Annotated in this window: 16 protein-coding genes; 8 read left to right on the forward strand and 8 right to left on the reverse strand. The window is 62.3% G+C overall.

Features of this window, described 5'->3' with window-relative positions; all coding sequences use genetic code 11:
• Window positions 1-104 precede the first annotated feature (104 nt).
• The 4 genes from I6E60_RS11430 to I6E60_RS11445 all read right to left on the reverse strand — a co-directional run bounded on the left by I6E60_RS11430 (window position 105) and on the right by I6E60_RS11445 (window position 5,684).
• Window positions 105-2,420 carry a glycoside hydrolase family 3 N-terminal domain-containing protein gene (locus tag I6E60_RS11430; RefSeq protein ID WP_197180422.1) on the reverse strand — a complete coding sequence of 772 codons (2,316 nt, stop codon included), beginning with the start codon at window positions 2,418-2,420 and terminating at the stop codon, window positions 105-107.
• 49 nt (window positions 2,421-2,469) lie between these two features.
• On the reverse strand, window positions 2,470-3,351 hold the full coding sequence (locus I6E60_RS11435) for a carbohydrate ABC transporter permease (protein ID WP_197125776.1): 882 nt from the start codon (window positions 3,349-3,351) through the stop codon (window positions 2,470-2,472).
• A 10-nt stretch (window positions 3,352-3,361) separates the two neighbouring features.
• Complete coding sequence (locus tag I6E60_RS11440) at window positions 3,362-4,351, reverse strand: carbohydrate ABC transporter permease (RefSeq protein WP_197125853.1); 990 nt, start codon at window positions 4,349-4,351, stop codon at window positions 3,362-3,364.
• 64 nt (window positions 4,352-4,415) lie between these two features.
• The gene (locus I6E60_RS11445; protein WP_197180424.1) at window positions 4,416-5,684 is read right to left on the reverse strand and encodes an ABC transporter substrate-binding protein; all 1,269 of its coding nucleotides are present in this window, start codon (window positions 5,682-5,684) and stop codon (window positions 4,416-4,418) included.
• Between the two features lie 217 nt (window positions 5,685-5,901).
• On the opposite strand from I6E60_RS11445, the gene I6E60_RS11450 reads away from it, so the two are divergent.
• Both I6E60_RS11450 and I6E60_RS11455 read left to right on the forward strand, forming a co-directional pair.
• Window positions 5,902-6,903 (forward strand): LacI family DNA-binding transcriptional regulator, encoded by a 1,002-nt coding sequence (locus I6E60_RS11450; protein WP_197180426.1) that lies wholly within the window; start codon window positions 5,902-5,904, stop codon window positions 6,901-6,903.
• 132 nt (window positions 6,904-7,035) lie between these two features.
• Window positions 7,036-8,076, forward strand: a complete 1,041-nt coding sequence (locus tag I6E60_RS11455) for an LLM class flavin-dependent oxidoreductase (protein WP_197125849.1) — start codon at window positions 7,036-7,038, stop codon at window positions 8,074-8,076.
• Here I6E60_RS11455 and I6E60_RS11460 read toward each other — a convergent pair.
• A complete protein-coding gene (locus I6E60_RS11460; protein WP_231601517.1) occupies window positions 8,073-9,029 on the reverse strand; it encodes a DUF4349 domain-containing protein in 957 nt (318 codons plus the stop codon). The genes I6E60_RS11455 and I6E60_RS11460 overlap by 4 nt on opposite strands.
• A gap of 111 nt (window positions 9,030-9,140) precedes the next feature.
• Here I6E60_RS11460 and I6E60_RS11465 point away from each other — a divergent pair, with 111 nt between their 5' ends.
• Complete coding sequence (locus I6E60_RS11465) at window positions 9,141-9,962, forward strand: alpha/beta fold hydrolase (RefSeq protein WP_197125848.1); 822 nt, start codon at window positions 9,141-9,143, stop codon at window positions 9,960-9,962.
• A gap of 103 nt (window positions 9,963-10,065) precedes the next feature.
• On the opposite strand, the gene I6E60_RS11470 is transcribed toward I6E60_RS11465, so the two are convergent.
• Together I6E60_RS11470 and I6E60_RS11475 are read right to left on the reverse strand one after the other, a co-directional pair.
• Window positions 10,066-11,511 carry an APC family permease gene (locus I6E60_RS11470; protein ID WP_231601518.1) on the reverse strand — a complete coding sequence of 482 codons (1,446 nt, stop codon included), beginning with the start codon at window positions 11,509-11,511 and terminating at the stop codon, window positions 10,066-10,068.
• A 40-nt stretch (window positions 11,512-11,551) separates the two neighbouring features.
• Window positions 11,552-12,652 carry an alcohol dehydrogenase catalytic domain-containing protein gene (locus I6E60_RS11475; protein WP_197125847.1) on the reverse strand — a complete coding sequence of 367 codons (1,101 nt, stop codon included), beginning with the start codon at window positions 12,650-12,652 and terminating at the stop codon, window positions 11,552-11,554.
• A gap of 115 nt (window positions 12,653-12,767) precedes the next feature.
• On the opposite strand from I6E60_RS11475, the gene I6E60_RS11480 reads away from it, so the two are divergent.
• Both I6E60_RS11480 and I6E60_RS11485 read left to right on the forward strand, forming a co-directional pair.
• Window positions 12,768-14,234: a CdaR family transcriptional regulator gene (locus I6E60_RS11480; protein ID WP_197180428.1), complete on the forward strand. Its 1,467-nt coding sequence runs from the start codon at window positions 12,768-12,770 to the stop codon at window positions 14,232-14,234.
• 48 nt (window positions 14,235-14,282) lie between these two features.
• On the forward strand, window positions 14,283-15,530 hold the full coding sequence (locus I6E60_RS11485; protein WP_197180430.1) for an FAD-dependent oxidoreductase: 1,248 nt from the start codon (window positions 14,283-14,285) through the stop codon (window positions 15,528-15,530).
• 67 nt (window positions 15,531-15,597) lie between these two features.
• Here I6E60_RS11485 and I6E60_RS11490 read toward each other — a convergent pair whose 3' ends face one another.
• Entirely contained in the window at window positions 15,598-16,305 is a 708-nt protein-coding gene (locus I6E60_RS11490) for a M50 family metallopeptidase (RefSeq protein ID WP_197180432.1), read from the reverse strand.
• A gap of 154 nt (window positions 16,306-16,459) precedes the next feature.
• Between I6E60_RS11490 and I6E60_RS11495 the strand changes: the two genes are divergently transcribed.
• The 3 genes from I6E60_RS11495 to I6E60_RS11505 are packed head-to-tail and all read left to right on the forward strand — an operon-like array spanning window position 16,460 to window position 18,897.
• Window positions 16,460-17,107, forward strand: coding sequence for a DUF4956 domain-containing protein (locus tag I6E60_RS11495; RefSeq protein ID WP_197180434.1), 648 nt, complete (start codon window positions 16,460-16,462; stop codon window positions 17,105-17,107).
• A complete protein-coding gene (locus I6E60_RS11500; RefSeq protein WP_197180436.1) occupies window positions 17,104-17,880 on the forward strand; it encodes a VTC domain-containing protein in 777 nt (258 codons plus the stop codon). Before I6E60_RS11495 ends, I6E60_RS11500 begins: the two co-directional genes overlap by 4 nt.
• Before the next feature lie 18 nt (window positions 17,881-17,898).
• On the forward strand, window positions 17,899-18,897 hold the full coding sequence (locus I6E60_RS11505; RefSeq protein WP_197180438.1) for an aldo/keto reductase: 999 nt from the start codon (window positions 17,899-17,901) through the stop codon (window positions 18,895-18,897).
• The last annotated feature ends 22 nt before the right edge of the window (window positions 18,898-18,919 follow it).

An 18,919-nucleotide genomic window follows, 5' to 3' on the forward strand; every position in this document is an offset into this window, starting at 1 on the left:
CGCTGTTGTGCGCGGAGCCCGCGCGCCCACGGGACAAGTGCGGGCGGTGCGGCATCCGCTATTTCGGCGGGGGATGCTCAGTCGCCCGCCGAAAGCCAGACGGCTTAGGTGACGACAGTGATATCCACGCTTCGGCTGTCGTTCGTCGTCACGGAGTGAACGGGCCCGGTGATCGTGACCGTTCCGAGCGGTGCCGCTTCGGTCTCGCAGTCACTGCCGAGCCACAGCCGCACGTCGCCGGGCTCGACGATGCGCGTCAGGCTGCGATCGCTGAACGCGATGCGCGTGGTCGGGATGCTCATCGCGAGAGTGCGCGATTCGCCCGGCTGCAGCGTCACTCGCGTGAACGCGACCAGCTGACGCGTGGGTCGGGTAACAGAACCCACGACATCATTCGCGTACACCTGAACGACTTCATCTCCTTCGCGAGTGCCCGTGTTCGTCACCGTGAAGTGGATGTCGAACCTGCCGTCGGCAGCAATTGTGTCGGAGGCGACGCCCGCATCCGAATAGCCGAAGCTCGTGTAGCTGAGCCCGAAGCCGAAAGGGAAGGCGGGAGCCGTCGTGAGGTTCGATACTTCGCTCGGTTCCCCGAGACGCGGGTGAAGGTACGAGTACGGTTGCGACCCCGCTGAGCGCGGTACTGAAACGGCCAGCCGGCCTGAGGGATTGATGCGACCGGCGATCGCACCGCTCATTGCCGCAGCCCCCTCTTCGCCGGGGAAGAATGCTTGAACGATGGCGGCGCCACGAGCAGCAGCCCAATCGATGGCATAGGGGCGTCCGGAAATGACCACGAGTACCACCGGGGTTCCGGTGTCGAGCACCGCTTCGACGAGCTGGCGCTGCACGCCGGGAAGCTCGAGTGAGTCGCGATCGCAGCCTTCCCCCGAGGTGCCGCGCCCAAAGAGCCCGGCGTGGTCGCCGACGGCGATGACGGCAACCTCGGCAGCGGTGGCGAGCTCAACAGCCTCGGCGATGTTCGAGGTGTCGTCGTCATCCACGGCACATCCCTGCGCGTAGCCAAGCACCCCACCGAAGTCGTGCTGAAGGCTCTCGAACAGCGTCTCGACTTCAATGCCCATGGCGACATCCGGATGCTGCCCAAGCACGTGATTGGTAAAGGAGTAGCAGCCGAAGAGGGCAGCGGTGCGGTGCGCGTTGGGGCCCACAACGGCGATGCGAGCATCCGGAGCCAACGGCAGAATACCGCCGTCGCTCAGCAGCGTGATCGACTTCTCGGCGATGGCCGCGGCGATCGCGCGGTGGTGCGGGGGATCGAGATCGATCTCCTCGTCAGTCGCGTCCACTGAGAAAGCGGCGGACTCGGGGTCGAGCAAGCCGAGCTGCTGCTTCTGCGCGAGCACCCGGCGCAGTGCCCGATCGACGAGCGCAATGTCGACGTCGCCGCTGCGCACCTTGTCTGCGAGCGGTGCCAAGTAGGCCTTGCCGGTGGGTAACTCGATATCCACGCCGGCGGTCAACGCTTGAGCGGCCGCGTCGCCGAGGTCACTCGCGACCTGATGCAGCGATTCGAGAAACGCGACGCCAAAGTAGTCTGCGACGACGGTTCCGTCAAAGCCCCAGCGATCGCGCAAGAGGTCGGTCAACAGAGTGGGGTCGGATGCGACGGGCACTCCGTCAATTTCGGCGTACGAGTGCATGACCGAGCCCACGCCCGCATCCAACACCGCCATCTCGAAGGGAACAAGCAGCACGTCGGCCACTTCGCGCGGGCCGGCATGGACGGGAGCCAGGTTGCGCCCCGCTCGCGAGTTCGAGTACCCGACGAAGTGCTTAAGGGTGGCGATGACGCCCGTGGATTGCAGTCCACGAACGTAGGCAGAACCGAGTTCCCCCACGACGAAAGGGTCTTCGGCAATGCACTCTTCGACCCGGCCCCAGCGCACGTCGCGGATAACATCGAGCACGGGAGCGAGGCCCTGGTGAACCCCGAGCTTCGCCATACTCTCGCCGATCGCGTGCCCCATCTCTTCGATGAGGGCCGGATCAAACGTTGCGCCCCACGCCAAGGGAGTGGGGAACGTGGTCGCTTGCCACGCCGCCAAACCGGTCAGGCACTCTTCGTGGGCGATCGCCGGGATACCCAACCGAGTGTTGTCGCGCAACCACCGTTGGGTACGGCCCAAGGCGGAGCGACCGGCGGCAGGGCTGACCGGAACCGTACCGAACACGCGAGTGAGGTGGCCGAGGCCGTTCTTCGAGAATTCGTTGAAGTCGTCGGCCCCGTCGTCTTGCGCACTCTGCATGGGGGCAACACTTTGGCCATCGACGCCAGCGCCTACCCAGATGCCGACGAGTTGGGCGAGTTTTTCTTCGAGAGTCATCTGTGCAATGAGGTGCTCGACCTGATCGTTGGTTTCGCTGGCGCCAGCGGGCGTGGTGATAAAGAGAGTCATGGTTTCTTTCTGGGGTGGAAGCGGAGCGGACGCTGGGGCAGGTCAGGGCTTAGCCCTTGAACGCGCCATCCATGACGCCGGCAACCATCTTGCGGCCGACGAAGATGAAGAGAATCAGCAGCGGAATTGTCGCGAGGAATGACCCGGACATCGCGAGGCCGTAGTCGACGAAGTACTGCCGCTGCAGAGCCTTGATGGCCAATTGCACCGTGTAGTTTTCGGGCGACTGGATGACGATCAGGGGCCAGAGGAAGTCGTTCCACGCCGTGACGAACGCGAGCAGTCCGAGCACGAATCCAGCGGAGCGCACGAGCGGGAAGGCGATGCGCCAATAGATCTGCCAGGTGCTGCAGCCGTCGATTCTTGCCGCCTGCATGAGCTCGTTGTTGAGAACGGTCGAGAGGTGCTGGCGCATCCAGAAAATGCCGAAGGCGCTTGCCATGCCGGGCACGATCAGCGCCTGAAGGGTATCGATCCACTCGAGGTTCGACATGATCATGTACAGGGGGATCACCGCGAGCTGGGTGGGAACCATCATCGTGATGAGCACAATGATGAAGAGCGGATCGCGCCCCCGGAACTCCAGCTTCGCGAAAGCGAAGCCGGCGAGAGTGCACAAGATCATCTGAGAAATCGCGATGCTTCCCGCCACGACGAATGAGTTCGCCAGGCTCTGCACAAACGGCACAGTCGTAAAGACCTGCTCCGCGAGAACAAAGAAGTTACCGCCCGGCACCACAGTCGGGGGAGTTTGGGAAACCGCTGCGGAGTCATTCGTCGAGACGACGAACATCCAATACAACGGAAACGCACTCACGGCGACCGAGGCGAAGAGGAACGCGTAGGTCCACCAGCGCACGCGACCGGCGAAAGCACGTTTGCGGAGGCGAGGAGCAGTGGTGACGACAGCGTCAGGGGTGGAAGTAGTCATGATGGCGTCCTTAGTCGTCTGAGGTGATGCGACGAGAGAGCAGATAGTTGATGACAGAGAACACGACGATCAGGGCGAACAGGGTCACGCCGATGGCGGAGCCGTAGCCGAACTGGAAGTTGCCGAACCCTTGCTCGTACATAAACAGGCTGAGGGTCTGGAACTGGCGACCGGAACCGCCCGTGAGGCCAGGGGCGGAGAGTAGTAGAGGCTCCGTAAAGACCTGAAGGCCACCAATGGTGGAAACGATAATCGTGAAAATGATGACGGGACGAAGCGAGGGAATCGTCACATAGAAGAACTGTTTGAAACCTCCCGCACCATCGATGGCGGCAGCTTCATAGATGTCCTTGGGGATCGCTTGGAGCGCCGCCAGATAGATCAGAGTGTTGTACCCGAACCAGCGCCACAGCACCATGGTCGAAACCATGATGTGACTGGCGAACGTGTTGGCCGCGAAGTCAATCGACTCGACTCCGAAGAAGTTGAGGAAGCTATTGATGAGGCCGTAGTCGCGACCAAAGAGCGAGGCAAAGACGATCGTTGTCGCCACCACCGAGGTGATGTAAGGAACGAGCATCGTCATGCGGAAAAGGTTCGCGAACTTCAATCGAGCGTTGTTGAGTAGCTGAGCAAGGAAGAGGGCGAGCAGCAGCTGCGGAACAGTCGAGAGAATCCAGATGCTGAAGGTGTTGCGCATCGCGTTCCAGAAACGCTCGTCGCCGTAGAGGGTGACGAAGTTGTCCAGACCGATGAAGGTCTGGCCGCCGATCGGATTCCAGTCGAAGAGAGCGACATAGAACGTGAAGACGGTGGGGAACAGGCCGAACACGGCGAAGAGCGCGAAGAACGGCGCAATGTACATGTAGGGGGCAAAAGCATCCACTCGCGACGCCGACTTGATGCGACGGCGAGGCTTGAGGCCGGTGCTCTTGGCGCTCTTGGTGCTCTGGGGGCGCTGAGGCGCGGGGGTGGAACGGGGAGGGGCAGACAGAACCATGGCGAACTCCTTGACAGGGGATGGGAAGGGGCGGACCCACGCGAGTGAGCCCGCCCCGGGAGCACTAGCCGCCTAGGGCAGTCTTGACGTTCTTAAGTGCAGTGGACCAGGCATCAGCCGCAGGTTCTTCACCGTTCTCGACTTGCGAGAGCGAGTTTAAGATTGCGGTGTCGATGATGCGCTGCTGCGGACCTTCGAAGATCGGCTCGATGGACGCCACGCTGTTGGCGTAGATCGGTCCGACAGGGGCATCGTTGAAGAACTCACTGGTGAAGTTCTGGATGTCTTCCGTTTCGTAGAGTTCCGGGGTCGACGGGAAGTTGCCGTGGGCCTGGAAAATCTCGAGCTGACGCTCCGGCGACATGAGCCACTCGATAAAGGCGAATGCCTCTTCGGGGTGGTCTGACTTAGCGGGGATAGCGAGCTGGCTGCCGCCCCAGTTGCCGGCGTTCTCGGGAACCGCTGCGATATCCCACTTTCCTGAGGTGTCTGGCGCCTGCTGGGAGATGTAGGTCATCATCCACGCTGGGGCGGCGAGCACGGCGAAGTCACCGTTGTTCATTCCGGCGTTCCACGCTTCACTCCACGACGGAGTGCGTGAGCTGATGCCCGCATCGATGGCGTCGAGAGCGTAGCCAAACGCCTCCTGCACGTCGGGGTTGCTGTCGTAGATGAGGTCGTCGTCGCCGTCGCCGTAGTACATTTCGCTGCCCTGGCGTACCGCAGGGTTGAAGATCGCGCTGTTAACGTTGTCGATCATTCCCTTGCCGGTAGCTGCGCGGTACTCTGCGCCGACCTCGATGAAGTCGTCCCACGTCGGCCAGAGGGCGCTTACCTCGTCGCGGTCGCTGGGGAGTCCGGCGGCTTCGAAGAGATCGGTGCGGTAGGCCATTGCCAGCCCGCCCACGTCGGTGGGGATGCCGACTACCGAGCCGTCAGCGGCGACGCCTTGAGACCAGCGCCAGTCGAGAAAGCTGCTTTCAATGTCGTCTGAACCGAGAGTGCGCAGATCAACGAAGTTTTGCGGTTGAGCCTTGAACTGCGACATGTAGCCGACTTCGATTGCCGCTACGTCGGGCCCCTTGCCGCCAGCGAGGGCGGTGGTCAGTGCCTGAGCTTGTTCATCGGATCCGCCGGCGTTGGTGACCTTGAGGATGATGTTGGGGTTTTCTTCTTGGTACGTTGCAAATGCTTCGTCGAGGCCCATGCCACCGAAGGTCCAGACGTCGAGAGTGATCTTTCCGTCGGTGTCACCTCCGCCCGAGCATCCGGCAAGAAGCGCAAGAGCTGCGCCTCCCGCGATCACTGTTCTGGCGATTCTTTTCGCTGACATTACGTCCTCCACGTTGAGGTGTGATTGGGGATTTGAGGGGGCATCCATTGGGGAAGTGCGTTCGAGGACTGTCCGAGGAAGCGCTTCCTTGATGAAGTAATGCCACCGTATAGGCTTATGTCGGGAAAGACAACAAAAAGATTGCGCTTCCCTAAAATTCGCAACGACGAGCGGTGCGCGTTCCACGAATTACGACGAGGCAGGGGATGATGTGCAGATGGTTACCCTCGACGACGTCGCGCGTGAGGCCGGCGTATCGCGCACAACGGCTTCTCGCGCAATCAACGGCAAGCTCACGGTTCACCCCGAGCGCAGTGCAGCGGTGCAGCGTGCAGCTGAAAAGCTAGGCTTTCGCCCCAACCCTGCCGCACGCTCGTTAGCCCGTGGTCGCCACGATTCGGTCGCGCTCATCGTCTCGGAAACGAACATCGAAGGCATGACCAACTCGTTCTTCGCGATGGCGCTCCACGGAGCCATTCGGGAGATCGCCAAAACGGACCAACAACTCGTGATGCTGCTGCGTGCCAACGATGAGAGCGACGAGAAGTTTCTGCGCTTTCTCGAAGCCAGTCACGTTGACGGTGCGATGGTGATTCTCGAATCTCACAACACGGAACTGCCGGGTCTGCTCGAAAAAACTGATCTCCCCGTTGTGTTCTTGGGTCGTCCGATTGAGTCGGTGGACTCCGCGCTGTCGTATATCGACTCCGACAACGTCGGGGGAGGCCGGCTCGCTGCCGAGACTCTCATTGCCGCGGGCCGCCATCGCATCGGCATCATTACCGGTCCGATTGGCATGGGGGTGTCTCAAGACCGCCTTCGAGGTTTTCAAATGGCGCTCGACGCTCACGGTCTCGATAGCACCCTCGTCGCGGAGTCAGACTTCCTTACAGCCGGCGGCGCAGAAGCGATGGGGCGACTACTCGACCTGTATCCCGATCTCGATGGCGTATTCGTCATGTCTGACCTCATGGCGGCGGGCGCCGTGGGAACGCTCAAAGCGCGGGGTCGTCGAGTGCCCGAAGACATTTCGCTCGTTTCGTTCGACGACACTGTCATCGCGACAACTCTCGAACCCCGGCTGACGACCGTGCGGCAGCCGCTCGAAGAGCTCGGTGCGCGAATGGTTACGGCGCTCGCCGAACTGATTGCGGCTCCAGGGGAGGCGCCGATTCGTGACACTCTGCCGACGTCTCTTGTACGGCGCGACTCCGTCTAATTCACCACGGCAGCGCGCCCGACATCCGTCGACCGCCAAGTGGCGGGTGCCTGCATCACAATCGTGGAATAGCGGATGCCCGGCTACGGTTTTGCTTACAGACGCGATCGGCGTCTCAGCGAAAGGGAGCTCGTGAATCAGCAGGTTCAGTTTGGACTCGGCACATTTGGCGACGTCACGGTAGATGAGAATGGTGCGCCGCTCAGTCAGGCGCAGGTCATCCGCAACGTCGTAGCCGAGGGAGTGCTGGCCGACAAGCTCGGCGTTGACTACTTCGGCGTGGGCGAGCACCACCGCGATGACTTCGCGATTACTGCTCCCGAGACTGTCTTGGGCGCGCTCGCTGCTGCGACCACGAACATCCAACTGGGCTCGGCCGTCACGGTCTTGAGCTCGGATGACCCCGTGCGCGTCTACGAACGCTTTGCCACCGTGGATGCTCTGTCGAACGGCCGCGCGGAGATCATTCTCGGTCGCGGCTCCTTCACCGAGTCGTTCCCGCTCTTCGGCTACAACCTCGCCGACTACGAAACGCTCTTCTCCGAGAAGCTCGACCTCTTCTCCGAGCTCATCAAGGAAGAGCCCGTCACTTGGTCGGGCACGCTGCGCGCCGGCCTGAAGAACCAAGAGGTCTTCCCACGCACCGAATCCGGCTCTCTCAAGACCTGGATTGGCGTCGGTGGAAGCCCCGAGTCTGTCGTGCGCGCGGCCCGCTACGGGATGCCGCTCGTGCTGGCGATCATCGGCGGCCAGCCCGAACGGTTCGCGCCCTACGCGCAGCTCTTTCACAACGCGCTCGCCGAGTTGGGGCAACCCGACCTGCCGATCGCCGTTCACTCGCCCGGTTACATCACCGACTCCGACGACAAGGTCGTCGAGGAGATGTGGCCGCATTACAAGACGATGCGTGACCGTATCGGTCGCGACCGCGGCTGGCCCGAGTCGAGCGTTGACGAATTTATCGGCGAAGTGAAGCACGGCTCTATGTACGCCGGATCGCCGGAGACCGTGGCACAGAAGATCGCGAACACGATCTCTGCCCTCGGCATCCAGCGATTCGACATGAAGTACAGCGCCGGAACCCTGCCTCACGAACGCATGATGCGCAGTATCGAGTTGTACGCCACCGAGGTCATTCCTCGGGTGCGGGAACTGCTCGCCGAGAAGGCTTAGTCGGCCGTCGATTCCTCGGGGGTCGTGGTCGTGGCTGCGCCGGTCTCGGCCGGAGGGGCCGCGGGGGCTGCTGAGGTGACACGGCGTGAGCGAAGAGCGAAGCGGATGATCATCACGATGATCGCGGCGACGATCGCGAGGAAGACGATCCACGGGAGAAGAACGCCGACGAGCACGAGCAGTCCGGAGAAGAAGGCAACGAGGGCTGCCCAGCCTGCACCGAGCCCATCAAAGAAGTTGCTGGGCTCGACGCTGGGAGCCTCGGCTTCGGAGACCAAACTGAGCGTGAGAGTGGACATCGCGACCTGGTCGTCGAAGTAGCGTTTTTGGGACTTCAAACTCTCAAGTTCGCCCTGGCGGCTGGAGATTGCGGTCTCCAACTGGATGAGCGTGTCGGTGTCTTCGGCGGTGGTGAGCAGTGCCAGCAGTCGGTCGACTGATGCTTCGAGCGCGGCGATCCGTGCCTCAAGATCGCGCGATTGCATCGTGACATCGACCGCGTTGAGAGACACCTCCTGCGCTTCGCCGAGATCCTTGAACTTGTCGAGCGTGGCGGTGAGCTCTGAGGCCGGGATGCGAAGCGTCAGGGTGGAACTGCCGCCGCTTCCTTCGGACGCCGCGTATTCGTTGCGGCCATCGACGCGCCCGCCGACCGACTCGGTGATGCGGATAGCCTCCGCGGTGGCGTCTTCGGGAGTCTCCACGATGACCGACATGTAGCCCGTCGTGATGACTTCGCGGCTGATGTCCGACTCGTTCACGAGGGCACCATCCGTGGCCGGGGCGCTCTGCGCTTGCGCATCGTCGCTGGTGGCTGCCCGCGAGTCCTCGAAGTCGCCCTCAAGATACTCGATGGATTCGTTCGTGGAACTTTCGCCCATCCCGGCTGAGCACCCGGCGAGTGCGAGAGCGGAGAGAGCTAGTGCTGTGGTGATCGTTAGTGTGCGCCTCATAGTTTCAATGTAGGTCCGCGCGACTCGAAAAAACTACCCAACGTTTGTCACGATTCGCGCGTCACGCCTCGATCGTTACCGTCCGCAGCCTAGGGCTGGGATACTAGGGCCATGACCTTCTGGGGAGCACTCCGACGCAGACTACTGCCTTCGAAGGCACCTCTCTTGAATATCGCCGCCGATGAGGGCGATGGCCCCGTGATCATCTTTCTTCACGGAATCGCTTCATCAGCCGTGACGTTCGCCCACGTCATCCCGCAGCTGTCAGACCACTATCGCTGCATCTCGTTTGATCTTTTGGGGTTCGGAGAATCACCAAGTCCGGCAGACTCAAACTTCACCATCGAAGATCACGTTGACTCGATCCGCGCCACGATCCATTCCCTCAAGCTGGATGCCCCCTTCATCCTGGTGGGGCATTCTCTCGGCAGTCTTCTGGCAGCCCGCTATACCGCAGCCCACCCGAGCAAGGTGAGCAGGCTCGTGCTGGTGAGTCCGCCAATTTATGTTTCGCCCAATCAAATTGGCGACCCTCTCGTGCGGGCGAGGGTAGGAGCCTACATGCGGGCTTACGAGTTCTTGCGCACGAACAAAGAGTTCACGATCGCCTCGGTGGATACGGTGCGCCGTCTCTTCCGCACGGAAGACACTCTTGATATCTCGGAACGCAACTGGCGAGCCTTCGTGCTGAGCCTCAAGAACTGTATTGAGACGCAAACCACCGTGAGCGATATCGCCGCAGTGCGGGTGCCGATCGACATTGTGTACGGCACTCTCGACCAATTCATTGCTCCCGGAACTCTGGGCATAGTCGAACAAATGAGGCACGTCACAATGCACCGGGTAGAGGCCAACGACCACATGGTGCGTAAACGTCTTGCGAAACGGCTCGTCGAGGTCATCGATGCGGGCCATCAGATTGCCGAGAAATAGCAGCAAGCGTTCCCAGTTCCGGTTGTGAGGGTTAACGTAAGCAGGCGGCCCCGCTCGAAGTCTCGAACGGGGCCGCCTGCTGTGGTGGTCGAACTAGTGGAAGCTAGCCGACCCCGTTCATCTGATCCGTTTCAGTCCTGCCGATTGCAGCGATCACTTCTGGGCGCTTCTTGGCAAGGTTGAGGTACCACCCGACAGCCACGACCATGGCCGCAAGGAAGATGTAAGTGATGAGGTTGAGCGGGTACGGCGGTACGGGGTAGACGTTCGCGATGAACACCCAAATCATGCTCGCGACGGCGACGGTAGCGGCGATCCAAACGAGCACGTTGGGGATCTTCTCGCGCTGCGTGTAGATGACACAGGCGATAGCGACGAGGGAGTACGCGACCATGTAGCCGTAGGTGCCGAACGTGTCGACCCAGACCACGATATCCATGGCGTGAACGCCGAAGGCGAGCATGACAACGTCGAGAGCGATCGCGAGCGGACCCGCGACCAAGAGCACGCGGTGCGGCGTCATGTGACGCTCGTGGGTGCGGCCGAAGCGCTCAGGAACAACGCCTTCCTTGCCCATGACGTACAGGATGCGGCCCACGACGTTCAGCGGAGCAACGACAACAGCGAAGAATGAGGCGCCGACGCCGAGTGTCAGAACCGGACCGAACCAGGCTGGCATGCCGATGGTCGTCGAGATTTCTTCGAGTGGGTTGGCGCTCGCGCCGAGACCATCGCCCAAGATGACAACCTGCGTGTAGGCCGCAAAAACGTAAAGGATGCCGACCGTGACCGCACTCCACATGATGGCGCGGGGGATGGCGGTGTACGGGTTGCGAGCTTCACGGCCCAGAGCGTCAGCCGACGAGAAGCCGACGAAGCCGAGAATACCGAGCACCATTCCGGTGGCAACGCCCGAGATGGGAACACCGGTGAGCGAGAACTGCGAGGGATCCCACGCGTTTGCTCCAGCCCAGACGAGAGCCATCACGAGCAGGATCAGAATGATCGCTACCGAGACGAGCTCCAGCACGAGCGAGATGCGAGCCGAGAGGCGGATGCCACGAATCGTGAAGAGCGTCGCGAGTCCACCGAGCAAAATGGCGAGACCGATCTGCGCGAGAACACCGCCAGCGGGAACCCCGATCGCGACGAGGAACTGACTCATGTACGAGACGGAACCTCCCAATGATCCGGCGGCGATTCCCCAGCATCCGATCAGCAGGGTGACGCCGGCCACGTAGGCTCCGAATGGGCCGAGACCCTTGGAAACATAGGTGTAGAGCGAGCCGGCCGAGGCGTGACGCTTCGCGAAGACGGCTACGCAGTAACCAACGCTCAGAATAACGACCGTGGCCAGGATGAAGGAATAAACAGTGCTGTTGCCGGCGCCCAAGAAGATGGCGGCGGCGGTGAACGCGATGACCGCGCTCGGGGCGATGTTGGCAATGGCTTGAGCGGCGAGTTCTGGGCCGCTCATTACTCCGCGGCGCAATCCCACATCGGTGGGGGTCGCGCTCGCGGTTGGTGGCGTGCTGGTTGGTGCTGACATGAACAAACTCTCCTCAGAGTGGGCGTAGTGACGCGAAGTGTCAGGGAATGAGCAGGGTGCGAAGGGCACCGCGGAATTCGAGATCATCGAACGCTTCCGCTGCCTCTGCGAGGGGACGTCGCCCAGATACGAGCGGGTCGAGTTTGAGCTGGCCGTCCATGTAGCGGTCGACGAGCGCAGGGATATCGATAGAAGGGCGAACGCTGCCGTAGTTCGAGCCGATGATGCGCTGGTCGGCTTCGGCAAGAACAAGAGGCTCGAAGGATGCACGAGCACCCGTCGGGGGGAGGCCAACGATGACCGCGGCTCCGCCCAGGCCCAGCATCGTGATGGCCTGTTCCGTGGTGGAAGTGCGGCCGATGGCGTCGAAGGCGTAGTCGACGCCATCGGGAATCAGCTCGAAGAGGGCGGCCACAGCATCCACTTGAGAGGCATCGATGGCGTCGGTCGCGCCGAACTGAGTGGCGAGGGCGGTTTTCTCGGCGCGTACGTCGATCGCAATGATGCGTTCGGCTCCGGCGAGCTTTGCGCCCTGAACGACGTTGAGGCCAACGCCTCCGCAACCGATAACGACCACGGTCGAACCGGGCTCTACTGCGGCGGTGTTGAGCACGGCCCCCACGCCCGTGGCGACGGCGCAGCCGACGAGCGCAACGACATCGAGCGGGGCATCGTCACGAATTTTGACGGCTCCGGATGCTGGAACTACAACTTCTTCAGCAAATGACGAGACACCCAAGTAGTGGTGCATGTTCTCGTCCCCTTCGCGGCTCAAGCGCGAGGTTCCGTCGAAGAGCACTCCCTTGGGGGCAACGACCGTGGCAACCTTCTGGCAGCGAGCTTCGTGGCCCGAGCGGCAGTAGCGGCACTCGCCGCACGGCGGAACCCACGAGAGCACAACATGGTCCCCAACGGAGAGCGAGGTAACGCCTTCGCCGAGTTCAACAACAACACCAGAGCCCTCGTGGCCCATGACGAGCGGTGCGGGAGCATCCCATTCGCCACGCTTGATGTGGAGGTCGGAGTGACAGACCCCGGCGGCGGCAATCTTGACGCGTACTTCGCCGGCCTTGGGGGCAGCGAGTTCGACGTCAGTGTATTCGAGCGGCTGGTCGGGGGAGCGGAAGACGATGGCCTTCATGGGTGCCTCCTGAGTGCGTGGATGATTACGCCGATGCTAGGGCCGCAAAAATCTCACGGCACTATGAAATAGTGTGAAATCTTGCTGGGATTCCATCACTATGTACACTCAAGCAATGGCTTTCGACGTACGTACCCTGGCTAGATTGCTCGGTGGCGCGCTCAAAAATGCTGATCAACGAGCGAATGCGCCCATCGATTCGGTGATCATGGCTGATGACCTCACGGTTCATGCTCATCCGCAATTTGTTACCGCGATTGTGGTGAGCGCTGACGAGATCGAATCATTACTCGCGCCAGACAGTCCTCGTGCAGAGGCCGTTCGTGCCGGCGTTCTGATCGTTGAAACCGTTGCATTGGTGGCTGGACACGGTGAATCGGGGGCCGATCTAGAAGGCCTGATCGACGTCAGCGGCGTGATGGCCATCCTGTGCCCGCCACGAGCTAAGAGCGCCGTGCTGAGTGAGATCGCGGCGGCGCTCGCTGTAGATCAAGCGGCCGAAGATCGACTCGTCACAAGCGGAACCAAAGTGCTCACCCAGATCGCCCGCCGCGGCGGGGTGAAGGCAGTGATGGCAGAACTGGCTCATCGAATCGACGGGTGGGGTGTGCTGCTCGACAGCCAAGGGCACGCCATCGCCAGTTCGGGAGCGGGAGCGCTGCACGTGCGGGATGCCGCAGCAGTGGCGCTTAACCAACCCGTGCGAGTTCGGCATCCGGGGCTTCAACTGCACTCGGTGGGGTCGAGCGAAGATCTCACGGCGTACCTCGTAGTCGCCTCGCGCGCCGGGGCCATGAGTCGCATTCGCGATCTTTCGTCGCACGGCGCTGCGCTGCTCGACCTGCTCTTGCGCAGCCACGACAACACCACGACTGACCGCCTCGGACGCGAAGTGATGATTACGAGCCTGCTGACAGGGCAATCGGCGGATGCTCGCACCCTGCTTCGCCGCTGGGGAGTGCACGAAGACCGGCTGACGGCCTTCGTGCTCAGCTCGCGTTCGAAAGCCGTTGACCTTGAGCGCCTCGTCACTCGTTGGTTCGACGAGCTCGGCTGGGTTCACGTGATGACTCTCGACAACGGAGCCGTGCTCGGCTTCATCCGTGATGACCGAGTGGATGCCCTGGCCACGCGGGTCGAGGATTACGCGCGGGAGGTAAACGTTCCCCTGCGCTGCGGCATCGGTACGAGCGCTCCGATCGAGCACCTCGAACAGAGCGCCTCCGAGGCGCGGCAAGCCCACGAGGTTGCCGTCGCCGACGCTCAAGTTCGCGTTCGCTACGAGGCGTTGCCGACAGTGCGCTTCGTGCTCGATCAGCTCGACAGTGACGCGCAGTCCAGTCTTGCGGGAACACTCAACGGGCTGCGTGAGCGCGATGGTCAGCACGGCGAGCTCACCCGCACTCTTCGTGTATACCTCGCAGAGAATGGATCGCTCGGAGTCACTGCCACGCAGCTTGAGATCCACCGCCAGACTCTCAGTTCGCGCCTCCACCAGATAGAAGAACGCACGGGGCTGTCCATGGACAACCCGGATGATCGCACTGCTGCCTGGCTCGCGTTGCGGGCACTCGAGCGGTAGCGTTCGCGGGCGGCAGGAGTAGCGTGGGGTCAACGGAGGGAACTTCTTATGGCCCAGGAACTCGACACCACCGTCTGCATCGCTGGGGGTGGCCCGGCCGGAATCGTGGCCGGCCTCATTCTGGCCCGCGCCGGCATCGATGTCGTCGTACTCGAGAAGCATGCTGACTTCTTGCGCGATTTTCGGGGCGACACCGTTCATCCGTCCACGTTGAATCTGCTTGACCAGTTAGGGCTGAGCGAGACTGCAGCGGCGATCGTGCACAGCGAGCTTTCCGTCCTTGATGCGGTGATTGACGGCATCCGACTGCATGCCGTGGATTTCACGACGCTGCCAGGGCCGCACCGCTATGTGACGTTGATGCCGCAGTGGGATCTGCTGACCATGCTGGTGGAAGAGGCTCAGCGCCAACCGTCGTTCCGGCTGGTGCTGGAGGCAACGGCCCATTCGGAAATTCAGGAAAACGGGCGCGTTGTCGGAATCGAGGCGTCGACGCCGGATGGCCCGCTGCGCGTGAACGCCGTGCTCTCGGTGGCCGCCGATGGGCGTGCTTCGGCAGTGCGTGATGCCCTCGGCTTAGTGCCGGCTGACTACGGCGTTCCCATCGATGTGCTGTGGTTTCGGGTGCCGCGCCCCACGAAACCGATGCGCGATACCCTCGCGAACATCCGGGGCGGTTCAGCTCTCGTCACCATCCCGCGCCCCGGCTACTTTCAGTGCGGGCTCCTGATTCGCAAAGGCAGTTTTCCTGAGTTTCAGAGTGCCGGTATTGAGGCGTTCCGCGACACAATCGCGAGAACGGCGCCGCGCCTGAGCGAAGTGACCCGCGAGATCGCGAGCTTCGACGATGTGAAGCTGCTGTCGGTGCAGATCAATCGCCTGCATGACTGGTCGGTGCCGGGAGCGATCTGCATCGGTGATGCCGCCCACGCGATGTCGCCCGCGTTCGGCGTGGGCATCAACTACGCCATTCAAGACGCCGTAGCCCTTGCGAACACGCTCGTTCCGGTGTTGCGAAAGCGCGGGACGGATGCCGCAGCGATCGATGCGGCATGTGCTGCGGTGCAGCGTCGCCGCACCCTGCCGACGGCACTCATGCAGCGCATGCAACGAGTGGCGCACCGGCTCATCAATCGCGCCACGAGTGGAATCGTTCTACACAACCCACCGCGCCCGCGGGAGCGCTTCGTAATCGCGGTCGTGTTGCCGCGCGTGCGCCCGATTCTGGCGCGGATTGTCGGCTACGGGTTCCGGCCGGAACGTATCGCGGCCGGCATCCTGAAACCGCGCGCGTAGGGCGAGCGCAGCACACCCCAGTGGGCAGTGGGGGTAGCGCGGCTGCCGCGAAACGCGGACCGCGCGTTTAGTACGTTTCGAGCACCATCGTGACGGCCCAGACCACGCTGGCGCCGATGAGGGCGGCGAAGACGAGCAGCCAGAACACCGAGGGAACTCCGGTGCGTTTGAAGAGCAAGTACGCGTCTGAGGTGCTCAGTTGATCGCGGCGACGGGTGTGTACACCGATCACGGTGGCGAGGCCGCGCACGCTACCCACGAGCAGGGCGATCGCGATGACGAGAAGCACGTAGCTCTGCTGTTCGGGCGTTGCCCATACCCAGAGAGCGGCGCTCGCGGCGGCAGAGACGGCCACGACAAGGAAGCCGAAGAGGTTGCGGATAACCAGTAGGGTGAGCACCAGAATGATGCCGCCAACGAATAGGGCCATCGCGGTGTAGCCCTGGGTGACGCACCAGAGTTGCACGGCGCCGACGATTGCGGGAGCCGGATAACCAAGCGATCCGCTGATCACGGAGCCGAGTGTGCCGCGACCACTGCTGACGGCTTCGCCCGAATGGTTCATGCGAATCTTCATGCCGTGAACGAAGCGGCCGGTCAGGATCGCGCCGACGGCGTGCCCGAGTTCGTGAACAAGTGTCGTAAAGAGTCCGAACCATTTCCAGATGGGCTGCGGGATGCTCAGCACGGCTGCGGCGGCCACGATCACAATCAGCAGGGTCGGCGAAATGTCGACCGGCGTTGTGCGGGCGAGAGAGTCGAGGAGGGCATCCATTGTCGAATTCTCTCACCTGCACTGGGCATTGCGAGCCATCTTCAGACTCCCACGCCGCGCGAAGTCTGTTCATAGAAACCCCATAGGGTTCTCGGGCTCAATGGGTACCAGCGTGAAAGCGCGACTATATCTCGCACCAACCTGGAGTCCCACAATGAGCCAACTCACCATGATCGCCCTCGACCTAGTCGCTATCGGCCTTCTCACCTTTGCTCTGTACTTCCCGCGTCACCGCCGCCGCGACTTGCTCGTGGCCTACCTCATCGTGAACGTTGGCGTTATGGCAGTCACGGTCATGCTTGCCGATAGCGCCGTCGGTGTTGGCCTTGGGCTCGGTCTCTTTGGAGTGCTCTCCATCATCCGCCTCCGCTCCTCGGAGATCGCGCAGCACGAAGTTGCTTACTACTTCGCGGCCCTCGCTCTCGGCCTGATCGCAGGGCTGGGCGCCGCCGATCTCTCGGCCGACACGGCCTCTGCAACAACGCTCGCGAGTTTCGTCGCACCCGCACTCATGGCCATGCTTCTGCTGGTTATGACCTTCGGTGATCACCCAGGACTCTTCCGTGCGTACCGCCAGCAGACGGTGACATTGGATTCCGCAATTGCCGACGAGTCCACCCTGCGACTCCGTCTCGAGAACCTCCTCGGTGCTCGAGTGCACTCGGTCACGATCAACAAGCTTGACCTTGTCAACGACACCACTGTGGTGGATGTTCGCTACCGGATCACCGGCGACGCTCACGTCACCGGCAGCACCACACCCGCCACCGCGTCAGAACTTCTGGAAGGAGCGAACCGATGACTACCCCCGACACCGAGCGCTTCGCCACGATCTCGCTCGACGAGCTGGCGGAACGAGCCTCTCTTCTAACGCGTGTTGACCGCAAGTATCTGGTTCCGGCATCCGATCTGGCCGCCCTGCTCGCCGAGCTTGAGGACCAGGCTCGCGTGCTGGAGATCGACGGTCATCAGCACTTCGACTACGAATCCGTGTACTTTGACACTCCGGATGCTGCCAGCTACCTGCTGGCAGCCCACCCGCGTCGTCGCCGCTTCAAGGCCCGCACTCGCAGCTACATGGACACCGGCGACTGCTACCTCGAGGTCAAGACCAAGGGTTCGCGCGGAACCACCGCGAAGCAGCGACTGCCGTACAGCTTCGACGAGCGCGACCGACTTACGGCAGAAGGGCGCGAGTACATCGACGAACTGCTGCACGATGCCTCGGTGGTCGGTATCGACGCCGACAGCATGGAACCCGTGCTTACGACTCGCTACACACGCACGACGCTGTTCTTGCCGGGAAGTGGCAGTCGTTGCACGATCGACAGCGCTCTCGCGTGGGAGTGTGACGACGATGCGCTTTGCTTCGCCGACACCGTCATTGTCGAGACCAAGTCGTCGGGCCAGGCCAGCGAGGTCGACCGTCTTCTCTGGACGATGGGGCACCGCCCAGATCGCATCTCCAAATTTGCAACCGGTCTCGCCGCCCTTCGGCCGGAGCTGCCGCACAATCGGTGGTCACGGGTGCTTCGTGAGCACTTCACCCCGGCGCTGCGCACCGTCGCGGCGTAACAGGCGTAGCCTTAAGGGATGGACATTCGCACTCTGGGCCGCACCGGCCGCTCTGTTTCCGCAATCGGTCTTGGCACGTGGCAGTTGGGTGCCGACTGGGGTGACGTGAGTGAGGCGGATGCCCGCAGCGTGCTCGATACCGCGGTAGACGGCGGAGTCACCTTCTTCGACACCGCCGACGTCTACGGCGACGGTCGCAGCGAAAAGTTCATCGGTAGCTACCTCGCCGATCGCCCCGAGCTCGACATCACGGTCGCGACCAAGATGGGGCGCCGCGAAGCGCAAGACCCCAGCAACTTCACCCTCGCGAAGTTCCGCGAATGGACGGATCGTTCACGTCAGAATCTTGGCGTAGACACTCTCGAACTCGTGCAGTTGCACTGCCCACCCACCGCTGTCTTCGGTATGGACGTCGTCTTCGATGACCTTGACGTGCTCGTCGCTGACGGCGCCATCGCCGCCTACGGAGTGAGCGTCGAGACCGCGGAGGAGGCGCTCACCGCAATCGCGCGGCCGAACGTCGCCAGCGTGCAAATCATCCTCAACGCCTTCCGCCTCAAGCCGCTGGATGCCGTGCTTCCCGCCGCCATCGACGCCGGTGTCGGAATCATCGCCCGCGTTCCGCTGGCCTCCGGTCTGCTCACGGGCAAGTACCGCGTCGACACCACCTTCGCGGAGAACGACCACCGAACCTACAACCGCAACGGCGAAGCCTTCGACGTGGGAGAGACCTTCTCGGGCGTCGACTTTGAGACCGGCGTTGCCGCGGCCCAGGAGTTCGCGGCTTTGCTTGCTGGCGAACCCGCCGTCGCTGATTTCTCGACGCCGCAGGTCGCGCTCGCGTGGGTTGCACAGCAGCCCGGTGTCAGCTCGGTGATTCCGGGAGCACGCAACGTCGCTCAGGCTCAGTCCAACGCCGGTGCTGGCGAAGTACCTGCGCTGAGCGAAGGTTTCCTGGCCGGAGTGCGCGACATTTACGACCGCCACTTCCGCGCTGCCGTGCATCCGCGCTGGTAAGCGAATGCGGTGAGAGCGGCCG

This window comes from Salinibacterium sp. SWN167 (genome assembly GCF_015864665.1).
Taxonomy (GTDB): domain Bacteria; phylum Actinomycetota; class Actinomycetes; order Actinomycetales; family Microbacteriaceae; genus Rhodoglobus.